Here is a 13,298-nt window from a genome sequence, read left to right as displayed (position 1 = left end):
TTGGAAGAGCTGTTGCGGGAATATCTCCCGATCCTGGTGTTTCTGGCCGTGGCCGTGGGCCTTGGAATCGTACTGATTCTGGCGGCTGTCGTTTTGGCCGTCCGCAATCCCGATCCCGAAAAAGTCAGCGCATATGAATGCGGCTTCAACGCATTTGATGACGCGCGGATGAAATTTGATGTCCGATTCTATCTGGTCGCGATTCTCTTCATCATCTTCGATCTTGAAATCGCCTTTCTGTTTCCCTGGGCCGTCGGCTTCAAGGACATCAGCGATGTTGGTTTCTGGTCCATGATGGTGTTCCTGGGCGTTCTAACCATTGGCTTTGCCTATGAGTGGAAGAAAGGGGCCCTGGAATGGGAGTGATGACGGGTGCAAACACCGCTGGCGTCGATAAAGAGGTCGCCACCCAGGCCCTGAACGCCGAGCTTCAGGACAAAGGGTTCCTGCTGACTTCGACCGAGGACATCATCAACTGGGCGCGCACTGGCAGCTTGCACTGGATGACCTTTGGTCTGGCCTGTTGCGCGGTCGAAATGATGCACACCTCGATGCCGCGCTATGACGCGGAACGGTTCGGCATCGCGCCCCGCGCGTCCCCACGTCAGTCGGACGTGATGATCGTGGCTGGTACCCTGACCAACAAGATGGCCCCGGCGTTGCGCAAGGTTTACGATCAGATGCCCGAACCGCGCTATGTGATCTCGATGGGCTCCTGCGCGAATGGCGGTGGCTACTACCACTATTCCTATTCGGTCGTGCGCGGCTGTGACCGGATCGTCCCGGTGGACATCTACGTACCCGGCTGCCCTCCGACCGCCGAGGCGCTGCTCTATGGCCTGATGCAACTGCAACGTAAGATCCGCCGCACCGGCACGATTGTACGCTGAGGGAGGGGCAGATGAGCGAAGCACTCAAAGAACTCGGCGCACAGCTTGAACTGAAACGCTCGGATTGTGTTCTGTCCTGGGATGTGACCCATGGAGAATTGAACGTTGATGTTGCGCTGTCGAACCTTGTCGAATTCACTGAATTCCTGAAAAGCGACCGGTCCTGTCAATTCTCGACCTTAGTGGATATCACCGGCGTGGACTACCCAGAGCGGGCTAAACGGTTCGACGTGGTGTACCACTTCTTGTCGATGTACCAGAACCAGCGCATCCGTCTGCGGGTCTCGATCCGTGAAGAAGACATGGTGCCCTCGATCGTTGACGTGCACCCCTCGGCCAACTGGTTTGAGCGTGAGGTGTTCGATATGTTCGGCATCCTGTTCTCGGGCCATCCGGATTTGCGGCGCATCCTGACCGATTACGGCTTCCGGGGCTATCCGCTGCGCAAGGATTTCCCGACCACCGGTTATACCGAAGTACGCTATGACGAGGCGCAAAAACGCGTGGTCTACGAACCCGTCAGCCTCGTGCAGGAATACCGTCAGTTTGATTTCATGTCCCCGTGGGAAGGTGCGAACTACATCCTGCCGGGGGATGAGAAGCAGGAGGCCGAGTGATGGGGGGTATCTGGTGGCTGATCCTTTCCGCGCTGACCATCATTCCGATGGTAAAGATTTTGCCGTTCTTCGGGATCAACAAGGTCTGGTGCCTGCTATGTCTGGTCCCTTTTGGCACGATTGCCCTGCTCTGGTGGGTCGGGATCAAGCTACAGGAAATGGAGCGCCGTTAATATGCTGACGATGTTGGGCGAACTGATCACATTGGGCGCGCTGGGTGTATTGCTGGCCGGGGCTGCTGCCAAAGCCGTTGAGGCAAAAAAGGTCCGGGTTCGGGCTGAAGCAAAGAAAAGACGGAGGCGTTGATGGACGGCTCAAGATATGATGACGGCAGCGCGGATGCGCTGAGCGGCGAGCAGAAGATTCGCAACTTCAACATCAACTTCGGCCCACAACACCCTGCGGCGCACGGGGTTTTGCGCTTGGTGCTTGAGCTGGACGGCGAGATTGTGGAGCGTTGCGATCCGCATATCGGTCTGCTGCACCGTGGCACCGAAAAGCTGATGGAAAGCCGGACGTATCTGCAGAACCTGCCGTATTTCGACCGTCTGGACTACGTCGCGCCGATGAATCAGGAGCATGCCTGGTGTCTGGCCATCGAAAAGCTGACCGGGGTTGAAGTGCCGCGCCGCGGCTCGCTGATCCGGGTGCTGTATTCCGAGATCGGGCGCATCCTGAACCACCTGCTGAACGTGACCACGCAGGCGATGGACGTGGGCGCGCTAACCCCGCCGCTTTGGGGCTTTGAAGAGCGCGAAAAATTGATGGTGTTCTACGAGCGTGCCTGCGGGGCCCGCCTGCACGCTGCCTATTTCCGCCCCGGTGGCGTTCATCAGGATCTGCCACCGGAACTGCTGGACGATATCGAAGCGTGGAGCCACGAATTCCCCGCTGTACTGGACGATATCGACGGTCTTCTGACCGAAAACCGCATCTTCAAACAGCGCAACGCCGATATTGGCGTGGTGACCGAGGATGACATCCAGAAATACGGTTTCTCGGGCGTGATGGTCCGTGGCTCGGGCCTCGCATGGGACCTGCGCCGCGCGCAGCCCTATGAATGCTATGACGAGTTCGAATTCCAGATCCCCGTCGGTAAGAATGGCGACTGCTACGACCGTTATCTCTGCCGCATGGAAGAGATGCGCCAGTCGCTGCTGATCATCCGTCAGGCCATCGCCAAAATCCGTGAATGCCCAGGCGACGTTCTGGCACGCGGCAAGATCACCCCGCCGAAACGCTCGGATATGAAGACCTCGATGGAGAGCCTGATCCATCACTTCAAGCTCTACACCGAAGGGTTCCACGTCCCCGCAGGCGAGGTTTACGCCGCCGTCGAGGCCCCCAAGGGCGAATTCGGCGTCTATCTGGTCGCCGACGGAACCAACAAACCCTACCGCGCCAAGCTGCGTGCGCCCGGGTTCCTACACCTGCAAGCCATGGACCACGTCGCCGGAGGACACCAGCTGGCCGACGTTGCCGCGATCATCGGAACGATGGATGTCGTGTTCGGGGAGATAGATCGGTGAGTTTCAAACGCACCATCATTGTTGCTGCGGCTCTGGGGATCAGCGGTTCGTCCGTTGCCGCGTTGACGGATGGGCAGTCCCGTTTTTTTGATTGGTCAAAATCCATCGAAAGCGGTGCCGACAAACCTGTCTCGGTAGTTATGTCCGACATGCTGGATGCTCTTGATGGATGCGTATTGCCGGATAGCTCGTGCTTGCAGCTTGTAGAGATCGCCGAAAGCAGCCGCAATAAAGTCCGGTTTGTTGCGTCTTTGAATGCCCTTGCAGTTGGAATGGACGGGCTTTTTCAATCGAACGATTGCGAAGTGAAAAGAAGTGGTTTCCCAGTGACAGGACCGAGTTTAAGCGCTGGTGATGATTTCTTTGTTGTGATGACATCCGCTCAGGATTCAGACAGCGGATGTTTCATTCGGAAAGTAGGAATAGACTAAATGCTCCGCCGTCTTCACCCCGAACAACCCGAGAGCTTTGCTTTCACCGCTGCCAACCAGCAATGGGCCGAAGCGCAGGTCACCAAGTACCCAGAAGGTCGTCAGGCCAGTGCGGTGATCCCACTGCTGTGGCGCGCGCAAGAGCAGGAGGGGTGGCTGACCCGTCCGGCGATTGAATCCGTCGCTGACATGCTGGGTATGGCCTATATTCGCGTGCTTGAGGTCGCCTCGTTCTACTTCATGTTCCAGCTGCAACCGGTTGGTTCTGTGGCGCATATTCAGGTCTGTGGCACGACCTCCTGCATGATCTGCGGGGCCGAAGACCTGATCGCGGTCTGCAAGGAAAAGATTGCCGCCAAACCGCACGAGCTGTCCGTCGATGGCAAGCTGAGCTGGGAAGAGGTCGAATGCCTCGGGTCCTGCGCGAATGCACCGATGGCGCAGATCGGCAAGGACTACTACGAAGATCTTACCGCCGCGAGCTTTGGTAAGATCATTGACGATCTGGCCGCAGGCAAGGTGCCAACACCGGGCCCTCAGAACGGGCGATACGCAGCTGAACCACTGGGCGGGCTGACCAGCCTGACGGACCATGACGCCGGCAAGCCGCAATACAATGCCAGCGTGGCTTTGGCCACCGATCTGGGCGACACGGTCAAGCGCATCGACGGGACTGAGGTTCCGATCCTGACCCCATGGCTGGGCAAGGATGGCAAGGCCGCGGCGACCAAATCGGCCCCGAAACCGCCCAAAGCGCCGAAACCGGCCAAACCTGCTGTGAAACAGGCGGAGGAGGCGAAGGCCGCCAAGGAAGATCAGCCAGAAACGCTGACCGCAGCGCGGGATGGTAAGGCAGATGATCTGAAAATGCTGAAAGGTGTCGGCCCGAAGCTTGAGCAGACGCTGAATGAGTTGGGTTTTTACCATTTCGACCAGATCGCAGCTTGGACGCCGGAACATGTGGCTTGGGTCGATACACGGTTGAAATTCAAAGGCCGGATCGAACGCGACGGTTGGATCGCACAGGCGGCCAAGCTGGCGACGGGGGAAGAGACCGAGTTTGCCAAGCGCGCCAAGAAAGACGGTATGTACGAAGACTGAGATGGACACGGATAAAGAACAAGCCATCGCCCGCAAGGGTCGACATATTGGCATCGTCATTGCCGTGACGATGGCGATCTGGCTTGCCATGAACCTGTTCATCGGTCCCGCTTTGGGGCTGACAACGCGCCACGCATTGTTTTTTGACCTCGCCGCCCTGGCCGGGTTCATCTATGCGGGCGTCAACATATTTCAACTCTGGCGCATGCGTCAGGAAAGCCGAAGGTAACACGCGATGCTGAAGGATCAGGACCGGATCTTTACCAACATCTACGGGATGCATGAGCGTACGCTGCGCGGTGCACAAGCTCGCGGGCATTGGGATGGCACCGCTGGATTGATCGAAAAGGGGCGCGACTGGATCATCCAGACGATGAAGGATTCCGGCTTGCGCGGTCGCGGTGGCGCGGGTTTCCCCACCGGTTTGAAATGGTCCTTCATGCCCAAGGAAAGCGACGGACGTCCGGCCTATCTGGTCGTGAACGCGGATGAATCCGAGCCTGGCACATGCAAGGACCGTGAGATCATGCGCCATGATCCGCATACTCTGATCGAAGGCTGCCTGATCGCATCCTTCGCGATGAATGCACATACCTGCTACATCTACCTGCGCGGCGAATATATCCGCGAGCGTGAGGCGTTGCAGGCCGCGATTGATGAGGCTTATGACGCTGGTCTGCTGGGCAGGAATGCCGCTGGTTCGGGCTGGGATTTCGATCTGTTCCTGCATCACGGGGCCGGGGCCTATATTTGCGGTGAGGAAACAGCCCTGATCGAAAGCCTTGAGGGCAAGAAGGGCATGCCGCGTATGAAACCTCCGTTCCCGGCGGGGGCAGGCCTTTATGGTTGCCCGACCACAGTGAACAACGTGGAATCCATCGCGGTTGTGCCCACCATCCTACGCCGGGGCGCAGATTGGTTTGCGGGCTTTGGTCGTCAGAACAATGCGGGCACCAAGCTGTTTGCGATCTCGGGCCATGTGAACAACCCCTGCGTCGTCGAAGAGGCGATGTCGATTTCCTTTGAGGAATTGATCGAAACCCATTGCGGCGGCATTCGCGGTGGCTGGGACAATCTACTGGCTGTGATCCCCGGCGGTTCCTCAGTGCCTTGTGTGCGCGGTGAGAACATGCGCGATGCGATCATGGATTTCGACTATCTGCGCAACGATCTGGGCTCGGGCCTTGGTACGGCGGCGGTGATCGTGATGGACAAGTCCACCGACATCATCAAGGCGATCTGGCGTCTGTCCAAGTTCTACAAGCACGAAAGCTGCGGTCAGTGTACGCCCTGCCGCGAAGGCACAGGTTGGATGATGCGCGTGATGGATCGTTTGGTGCGCGGCGAGGCCGAGCTGGAAGAGATCGACATGCTGTTTGATGTGACCAAACAGGTCGAAGGTCACACGATCTGCGCCCTTGGTGATGCGGCGGCCTGGCCGATCCAGGGCCTGATCCGCAATTTCCGGGACGAAATCGAAGATCGCATCAAGGCCCAGAAATCAGGCCGTTCAAGCGCGATAGCAGCGGAGTAGGAAACATGGACCTATTCACAGATTATTCTCATGCTGTCGCTTCGGTTGTGATTTTCACACTGGTCGTGTTGTTGTTGTCGCCCTTCACGGCGATGGCAAAACAGAGCAAGGGGTTGGCACCGGGTGCGACGCCTGATCAGGACTATGCAGACCGGGCCTATCGTCTGAACCGGGCCTATCTGAACGGAACAGAAACGCTGCCTGCTTTCGTCGCGGTAACAATTGCCGCGATTTTGCTAGGGGCGAGCCCGTTTTGGGTGAACCTGTTGGCTTCGGTGGCACTGGTTGCGCGGTTGGCGATGCTGGTGGTCCATATCCGCGGAACGGGTAAGCCAAATTCAGGCATCCGTTCGGTCTTTTATGTGCTGAGCTGGGCCTGCATGTTTGTGATTGGGGTCATGGCTTTGATGGCGGCGTTTTGATGAGGAGCAAGGGTAAAGTGAACTGGTCGACGGTTGGGCGCATTCGTTCAGGTACCTGCGTTGCTATTGCAGCCGTAGCGCTTGTGTCGGCCTGTGGTACGATCACAAAGTCAAGTGACCGGGTTCAGTTCGAAGGCAACTTCTTCCGTGCCAAGGCCAAACCTGTGGACAAGAAAAAGGCCCCGACTGACTTTACCGTTGTCGTGAACGGCGTCTCGCAGTCCCTGAACGGCGCGCGTGAAGCCGGGCGCTATGAGGGCACGAAATACTGTATCGAGCAATTCGGCTCCTCCCGTATCGAATGGAAGGTCGGGCCTGATACCGAGCCGGATCAGCTTCAGATCAGCGACGATAAACTGTCTTTTGCAGGAACGTGTCAGCGACCATGATCTGTGTTTTTGCATATCAGCGCGTGAAAGCGTGTTTGCTATCGCATAGCAGACCGTCAGCCTTTTGTTTTGGGGAACCCAAAACAAAAGGAAAGAACATGTCTGTAGCAAAATCCCTAAGCCTGGCCGTTTTGATGACACTGCCAGTTGCGGCCGAGGCAAAACCGCCCCTGCGCGATGTTCCAGAGATCGACAACGAACTATACTATATCGCCATTGCCAATGAGATTTCTGAATATTGCCCCTCGATCAGTGGTCGGCGCCTCAAGGCGATCAACGTGATGTGGGGGCTGCGGTCCAAGGCGCACAAACTGGGATATTCCGACAAGGAAATCCGCGCCTATGTGGAATCGGACGCGGAAAAAGACCGGATGCGCGCCAAGGGCGAGGCCTATCTGGCGCAAAACGGAGTGTCTTATGACACACCGAACTCATTTTGCGCACTGGGTCAGTCCGAAATCCAAAGAAACAGCGCCATCGGCGTCTATCTGAGGGCGAATTGACGATGCGGTTCAGGGCAGCGCAAAAAACTCTTCTTGGCGGATTGCTTCTGCTTGTTGTGGCAGGGTGTCAGACCACCACCAGCGAGTCACCCGAGGTGGCGGCTGCACGTGCGCCGTTCCGCACCGAAATGCCGGACAACCTGTACAATGTTGCCTTCGCCAATGCGATGGCCGAACAAATCTCAATCGGATGCCCGTCATTGTCGATGAACCGGCCACAGATCGCGAGCAGTATGAAAGCGGTCGCTGACGATCTTGAATCCAAAGGGTATCAGGAAAACGACTTTAAGTATCTTGAACAAAATCTACCTCGGAAACGGATTCAGGACGATGCAATCCGGTACATCCAAAGCAACGGGATCGTCATCGGTGTGCCGGAAACCATGTGTTCGGCGGGCCGTCGCGAGATCGCCAAAGGCTCTGCCATTGGCACATTCCTAAAAGGGTAACGTCACAATGTCTGACCTCCGCAAGATCAATATCGACGGCCAGGAAATCGAAGTCGATGGCGCGATGACCCTGATCCAGGCTTGTGAACAAGCCGGGGTCGAGGTTCCGCGCTTTTGCTATCACGAGCGTCTGTCGATTGCCGGAAACTGCCGGATGTGTCTGGTCGAGGTCGTGGGCGGTCCGCCGAAACCTGCGGCCTCTTGCGCGATGCAGGTGCGCGATCTGCGCCCCGGTCCGGAAGGTCAGGCACCTCAGGTCAAGACGAACTCACCCATGGTCAAAAAGGCCCGCGAAGGGGTGATGGAGTTTTTGCTGATCAACCACCCTCTGGACTGCCCGATCTGTGACCAAGGCGGTGAGTGCGACCTGCAGGATCAGGCCATGGCCTATGGCGTCTCGGGTTCGCGCTTCAAGGAAGCGAAGCGTGCGGTGGATGATTTGGATCTGGGGCCGCTGGTAGGCACCGCGATGACCCGCTGTATCAGCTGCACCCGCTGCGTGCGCTTCACCACCGAGGTTGCTGGTATCACTCAGATGGGTCAGACCGGGCGCGGGGAAGATGCTGAAATCACGTCGTATCTGAACCAGACGCTGCAATCGAACCTTCAGGGCAACATCATCGATCTTTGCCCGGTCGGGGCACTGACCTCGAAGCCTTACGCCTTCACCGCCCGTCCCTGGGAACTGACCAAGACCGAGAGCATCGATGTAATGGATGCTCTGGGTTCGAACATTCGCGTGGACACTAAGGGTCGCGAAGTGATGCGTTTCCTGCCGCGGAACCATGATGGCGTGAACGAGGAATGGATCAGTGACAAAACCCGTTTTGTCTGGGACGGCCTGCGCCGTCAGCGTCTGGATACGCCTTATATCCGTGAAAACGGCAAGCTGCGGCCTGCGTCATGGCCCGAGGCGTTGACCAAAGCGGCTGAGGCGCTGAAGGGCAAGAAAGTTGCGGCCTTAGTGGGTGATCTTGTGCCGGTTGAAGCTGCCTTTGCGCTAAAGCAATTGGTCGAGGGTCTGGACGGCAACATTGAATGCCGCGTGGACAATGCGCGTTTGCCCGCTGGCAACCGTTCGGGATATGTCGGGACGGCGTCAATCGAAGATGTGGATGACGCAAAATACATCCTTCTGATCGGAACCAACCCGCGTGACGAAGCACCGGTTCTGAATGCCCGCATCCGAAAGGCGTGGCTGAACGGGGCCAAGATCGCCAATATCGGAGCTCAGGCTGATCTGACCTACGACGTCTTCCAGATGGGCAGCGGGCGCGATGCATTGATTGATCTTCAAAAGCACGAGTTCGACGATATTCTGGAAAAGCCCTCGGTGATCATCGTCGGAATGGGCGCTTTGCGTGAAGCAGATGGCGCAGCGGTGCTGGGGCATGCCATGGAGGCAGCGGCCCGGACCAACGGTAAACTGATGGTCCTGCATACTGCTGCGGGTCGTGTCGGAGCAATGGACGTAGGTGCTGTGACGGAAGGCGGGCTCGAGGCGGCAATCGACGGAGCAGAGGTGATCTATAACCTCGGTGCGGATGAGGTCGAAATCGATGATGGGGCGTTTGTCATCTATCAAGGCAGCCACGGCGACCGGGGCGCGCATCGTGCCGATGTGATCCTGCCGGGCGCGGCCTATACCGAAGAAAACGGTCTGTTCGTAAACACCGAAGGCCGCCCGCAACTGGCGATGCGCGCCGGGTTTGCACCGGGCGAGGCCAAGGAGAACTGGGCTATCCTGCGGGCCCTTTCCGCAGAACTGGGCGCAACGCTGCCCTATGACTCATTGGCGCAATTGCGCACGGCCCTGATCGAAGCGGTTCCACATCTGGCCCGCATCGACGAGGTGATCGAAAACGAGATGCAGCCGCTGGAAGCTGGTGCATTGGGCGACGCGACATTCCGCAATGCGGTCAAGGATTTCTACCTGACCAACCCTATCGCCCGCGCCTCGCAACTGATGGCCGAGCTTTCGGCGCAAGCCAAAGCCCTGAAAACCGACAGGATCGCCGCAGAATGATCCGAACCGCTGATATATCCCCGACGACCCACGGTGTGAGGACCAATGGCTGATTTCTTTAACACCCCAGGCGGCATCGCCCTGATCATCCTTGCCCAAGTGCTTGCGGTTGTTGCCTTTGTGATGATCTCGCTATTGTTCCTTGTCTATGGCGACCGCAAGATCTGGGCCGCCGTCCAAATGCGCCGAGGCCCCAATGTTGTGGGCGCTTACGGCCTTTTGCAAACGGTGGCAGATGCGCTGAAATATGTGGTCAAAGAGGTCGTGATCCCGGCGGGTGCGGATCGCTCGGTTTTTATTCTTGCACCGCTGACATCCTTTGTTCTAGCCATGATCGCCTGGGCGGTGATCCCGTTCAACGATGGCTGGGTCCTGTCGGATATCAACGTCGCCATTCTGTATGTCTTCGCTGTCTCCTCGTTAGAGGTTTATGGCGTGATTATGGGTGGTTGGGCGTCGAACTCAAAGTACCCGTTCCTTGGGTCGCTGCGATCAGCCGCGCAGATGATTTCCTATGAAGTCTCCATTGGCTTGATCATTATCGGCATCATCATCTCGACCGGGTCGATGAACTTTGGCGACATCGTGCGTGCACAGGATGGGTCCTTCGGGTTCTTCAGCTGGTACTGGCTACCGCATTTCCCAATGGTCTTCCTGTTCTTCATTTCGGCGCTGGCTGAGACAAACCGTCCGCCGTTCGACTTGCCCGAGGCGGAGTCGGAGCTGGTCGCAGGCTATCAGGTCGAATATTCAGCCACGCCCTTCCTGCTGTTCATGGCCGGTGAGTACATCGCCATCTTCCTGATGTGCGCCCTGACCACTCTGCTGTTCTTCGGCGGCTGGCTGTCGCCGATCCCAGGCCTGCCAGACGGTGTGCTATGGATGGTCGCCAAGATGGCGTTCTTCTTCTTCCTCTTCGCGATGGTCAAAGCGATCACACCGCGCTACCGCTATGACCAACTGATGCGGCTGGGCTGGAAAGTGTTCCTGCCGTTCTCGCTGGTCTGGGTGGTGTTCGTGGCCTTTGCGGCGAAATTCGACTGGTTCTGGGGCGCGTTTGCGCGTTGGAGTGTGGGCTGATGAAGCGAAAAACGCGACTGGAACTTGCCGCGCTTATTGCGTTCACTTTTTTGAACGCACCCGCTTACGCCGCCGAAACTGAATCTGGTCAATTGCGGAGTTTGCTTGACGTTGCTCAAGAAGTTTGCGCGCCTGAGTTCACAAAAGTTTTTCAATTCGACGAAAGCCTTCGGGCCTCCCTCTCAAATGAAGTTGGTCAAAAGTACCCACTCGTAACTGCTAAACAGCACCTAGTTTTTGACAAGTACGTCATAGGGTCTGTTGTAAACGCGATCCAACTGGGGGATATGGCGGCTTACATGGGAGCGCTGAGGAGCGGGAAACCAATCTCAGACAAAATGCGGGGCAAGTCGTCGGCATTGTTGGATTTGGTAGATTGCCTCCGAATAACAAAGGATGACAAAAAAAAGCTTGCAGAGTTCGTCAACGTGAGCGTGGAGGCTGAAAACCTACCCGACCATGTCAACGTGGAAACCCTGCTTTCGGCGCAAAACAGTGCAGAGTGTATGCGCATCATAGAGGCCGGTCGCCGGATCATAGCAGTTGATGCAAGCGCTGAGAACGTGAAAGACCGAGTTCAGTTTATTCTCGAAGATACTGCCGGCCATTGCGAGGAGGATTTCTAGGACATGACCCAAATCGACTACACCCGCGCTGCCAAGTACTTTCTTCTGCAGGACTTCTGGGTCGGCTTCAAACTTGGCATGAAGTACTTCTTCGCACCCAAGGCCACCGTGAACTATCCACACGAAAAAGGGCCCCTGTCCCCGCGCTTTCGGGGCGAACACGCCCTGCGCCGTTACCCAAATGGCGAAGAACGTTGCATTGCTTGCAAACTGTGCGAGGCGATTTGCCCGGCGCAAGCCATAACCATTGATGCGGAACCGCGCGAAGACGGCAGCCGCCGCACTACACGGTACGACATCGACATGACCAAGTGCATTTATTGCGGTTTCTGCCAAGAGGCCTGCCCAGTCGATGCCATTGTTGAAGGCCCTAACTTCGAATTCGCCACCGAAACCCGGGAAGAGCTGTTCTACGACAAGGAAAAGCTGCTGGATAATGGCGAACGCTGGGAAGCCGAAATTGCCCGCAATCTGGAAATGGACGCGCCGTACCGATGAATGACAGCCCGACAAATCCGTTCGAGCTGATGATGAAGCAGGCTCAGGACATGGCCAAGGCGATGAACCCGGCGATGGAAAGTTTCTCGCCCAAAGGGTTCGAAGCGCTGTGGCCTACCATGCCCAAAGAGGTCATGGAGATGATGTTCGGCAATACTGTCAACAAGGACGGTCTGGATGCCAAAACCCGCCTGCTGCTGACGCTGGCCGGGCTGACCTGTCAGGGCGCACAGGCGGATAGTGCCGTACGCCAAACTGTGCGCCATGCACTGGAAGCGGGTGCCAAGAAACAAGAGATCGTGGAAACGATCGGTCAGATGTCGGTCTTTGCCGGCATTCCGGCCATGACCCGCGCGCTGGATCTGGCGCAAGAGGTCATGGGCGACAACGAGGATGAGGATCAATGACCGTCTTTGCCTTCTACCTGTTCGCCATTAGCGCCATCACCGGCGGGCTGTTCACGGTGATCAGCCGCCAGCCGGTGCATTCGGTGCTGTGGCTGATCCTATCCTTCCTGTCCTCGGCGGGGTTGTTCGTGCTGCTGGGGGCCGAGTTCGTGGCGATGCTGCTGATCATCGTTTATGTCGGCGCGGTTGCGGTGCTGTTCCTGTTCGTGGTGATGATGCTGGACGTGGACTTTGCCGAGCTCAAGGCCGAGATGGCGCGCTATATGCCACTGGCCTTGCTGATCGGTCTGGTGATCCTGATGCAGTTCGTCATGGCCTTTGGCGCCTGGGACAGTGCGCAGGGAGCCGCAGCCAATCTGGCCCAGCCGGTCCCGGCAGACCGCCATAATACCGAGGCACTGGGTGTCATCCTTTATGATCAATACTTCCTTCTGTTCCAACTCGCAGGCCTGATCCTGCTGGTAGCCATGATCGGCGCCATCGTTCTGACCCTGCGCCACCGTCAGGACATCAAGCGTCAGGACATCATCGGCCAGATGATGCGCGACCCGGCCAAGGCGATGGAGCTGAAGGACGTGAAGCCGGGGCAGGGGTTGTGATGCGACGCTTAACTCTTGCCATAATGCTGGCTGCATTTTCGAGCGCCGCTCTTGCGACCACGGACGTTGATGGTTTGCCGCAGTGGCCCGCAAAGATGCAAGGCCCAGATATTCCGGGCCTCCATCCGCACGTTTATGGCATTTGGCGTTCCAACAGAAACGGAACGGATGTTTGCTTCAATAGCATGAAGTTCTTA

General features: G+C 57.3%; 20 protein-coding genes. All 20 read left to right on the top strand.

Annotation, left to right across the window (positions count from 1 at the left end; genetic code table 11):
• Positions 1-366 (top strand): NADH-quinone oxidoreductase subunit A, encoded by a 366-nt coding sequence (locus tag ACR0EL_RS05910; protein ID WP_170532281.1) that lies wholly within the window; start codon positions 1-3, stop codon positions 364-366.
• Positions 357-890, top strand: coding sequence for a NuoB/complex I 20 kDa subunit family protein (locus ACR0EL_RS05905; protein WP_037307875.1), 534 nt, complete (start codon positions 357-359; stop codon positions 888-890). Before ACR0EL_RS05910 ends, ACR0EL_RS05905 begins: the two co-directional genes overlap by 10 nt.
• 11 nt (positions 891-901) lie before the next feature.
• The gene (locus ACR0EL_RS05900; RefSeq protein WP_480498857.1) at positions 902-1,507 is read left to right on the top strand and encodes an NADH-quinone oxidoreductase subunit C; all 606 of its coding nucleotides are present in this window, start codon (positions 902-904) and stop codon (positions 1,505-1,507) included.
• A complete protein-coding gene (locus ACR0EL_RS05895; RefSeq protein ID WP_170532285.1) occupies positions 1,507-1,680 on the top strand; it encodes a hypothetical protein in 174 nt (57 codons plus the stop codon). Before ACR0EL_RS05900 ends, ACR0EL_RS05895 begins: the two co-directional genes overlap by 1 nt.
• Before the next feature lies 1 nt (position 1,681).
• Positions 1,682-1,813 carry a hypothetical protein gene (locus tag ACR0EL_RS05890; RefSeq protein ID WP_480498856.1) on the top strand — a complete coding sequence of 44 codons (132 nt, stop codon included), beginning with the start codon at positions 1,682-1,684 and terminating at the stop codon, positions 1,811-1,813.
• On the top strand, positions 1,813-3,036 hold the full coding sequence (locus tag ACR0EL_RS05885; RefSeq protein WP_480498855.1) for an NADH-quinone oxidoreductase subunit D: 1,224 nt from the start codon (positions 1,813-1,815) through the stop codon (positions 3,034-3,036). Before ACR0EL_RS05890 ends, ACR0EL_RS05885 begins: the two co-directional genes overlap by 1 nt.
• Positions 3,033-3,467, top strand: coding sequence for a hypothetical protein (locus ACR0EL_RS05880; RefSeq protein WP_480498854.1), 435 nt, complete (start codon positions 3,033-3,035; stop codon positions 3,465-3,467). Before ACR0EL_RS05885 ends, ACR0EL_RS05880 begins: the two co-directional genes overlap by 4 nt.
• Positions 3,468-4,568, top strand: a complete 1,101-nt coding sequence (gene nuoE / locus ACR0EL_RS05875; RefSeq protein WP_480498853.1) for an NADH-quinone oxidoreductase subunit NuoE — start codon at positions 3,468-3,470, stop codon at positions 4,566-4,568. It begins immediately after the preceding gene.
• 1 nt (position 4,569) lies between these two features.
• The gene (locus ACR0EL_RS05870; protein ID WP_170532293.1) at positions 4,570-4,797 is read left to right on the top strand and encodes a DUF5337 domain-containing protein; all 228 of its coding nucleotides are present in this window, start codon (positions 4,570-4,572) and stop codon (positions 4,795-4,797) included.
• A gap of 6 nt (positions 4,798-4,803) precedes the next feature.
• Positions 4,804-6,102, top strand: coding sequence for an NADH-quinone oxidoreductase subunit NuoF (gene nuoF, locus ACR0EL_RS05865; RefSeq protein WP_480498852.1), 1,299 nt, complete (start codon positions 4,804-4,806; stop codon positions 6,100-6,102).
• A 5-nt stretch (positions 6,103-6,107) separates the two neighbouring features.
• The gene (locus ACR0EL_RS05860) at positions 6,108-6,524 is read left to right on the top strand and encodes an MAPEG family protein (RefSeq protein WP_480498851.1); all 417 of its coding nucleotides are present in this window, start codon (positions 6,108-6,110) and stop codon (positions 6,522-6,524) included.
• Between the two features lie 17 nt (positions 6,525-6,541).
• Complete coding sequence (locus ACR0EL_RS05855; protein WP_480498850.1) at positions 6,542-6,913, top strand: hypothetical protein; 372 nt, start codon at positions 6,542-6,544, stop codon at positions 6,911-6,913.
• 98 nt (positions 6,914-7,011) lie between these two features.
• A complete protein-coding gene (locus tag ACR0EL_RS05850; RefSeq protein ID WP_480498849.1) occupies positions 7,012-7,416 on the top strand; it encodes a DUF5333 domain-containing protein in 405 nt (134 codons plus the stop codon).
• 2 nt (positions 7,417-7,418) lie between these two features.
• A complete protein-coding gene (locus tag ACR0EL_RS05845; protein WP_480498848.1) occupies positions 7,419-7,865 on the top strand; it encodes a DUF5333 family protein in 447 nt (148 codons plus the stop codon).
• Between the two features lie 7 nt (positions 7,866-7,872).
• Positions 7,873-9,891 carry an NADH-quinone oxidoreductase subunit NuoG gene (gene nuoG / locus ACR0EL_RS05840; protein ID WP_480498847.1) on the top strand — a complete coding sequence of 673 codons (2,019 nt, stop codon included), beginning with the start codon at positions 7,873-7,875 and terminating at the stop codon, positions 9,889-9,891.
• Between the two features lie 45 nt (positions 9,892-9,936).
• Positions 9,937-10,971: an NADH-quinone oxidoreductase subunit NuoH gene (nuoH, locus tag ACR0EL_RS05835; protein ID WP_480498846.1), complete on the top strand. Its 1,035-nt coding sequence runs from the start codon at positions 9,937-9,939 to the stop codon at positions 10,969-10,971.
• Positions 10,971-11,597 (top strand): hypothetical protein, encoded by a 627-nt coding sequence (locus tag ACR0EL_RS05830; protein ID WP_480498845.1) that lies wholly within the window; start codon positions 10,971-10,973, stop codon positions 11,595-11,597. Before nuoH ends, ACR0EL_RS05830 begins: the two co-directional genes overlap by 1 nt.
• Positions 11,598-11,600: 3 nt before the next feature.
• Entirely contained in the window at positions 11,601-12,095 is a 495-nt protein-coding gene (gene nuoI, locus ACR0EL_RS05825) for an NADH-quinone oxidoreductase subunit NuoI (RefSeq protein WP_353008116.1), read from the top strand.
• Entirely contained in the window at positions 12,092-12,502 is a 411-nt protein-coding gene (locus tag ACR0EL_RS05820) for a carboxymuconolactone decarboxylase family protein (RefSeq protein WP_480498844.1), read from the top strand. The genes nuoI and ACR0EL_RS05820 overlap by 4 nt, the downstream gene beginning before the upstream one ends.
• Positions 12,499-13,101, top strand: a complete 603-nt coding sequence (locus ACR0EL_RS05815) for an NADH-quinone oxidoreductase subunit J (protein ID WP_152458578.1) — start codon at positions 12,499-12,501, stop codon at positions 13,099-13,101. The genes ACR0EL_RS05820 and ACR0EL_RS05815 overlap by 4 nt, the downstream gene beginning before the upstream one ends.
• Positions 13,102-13,298: the final 197 nt, after the last annotated feature.

It is taken from the genome of Ruegeria sp. AH12 (assembly GCF_056541465.1).
The sequence above is the reverse complement of the archived record's forward strand: the minus strand, read 5'-3'. Positions and strand labels throughout refer to the sequence as shown.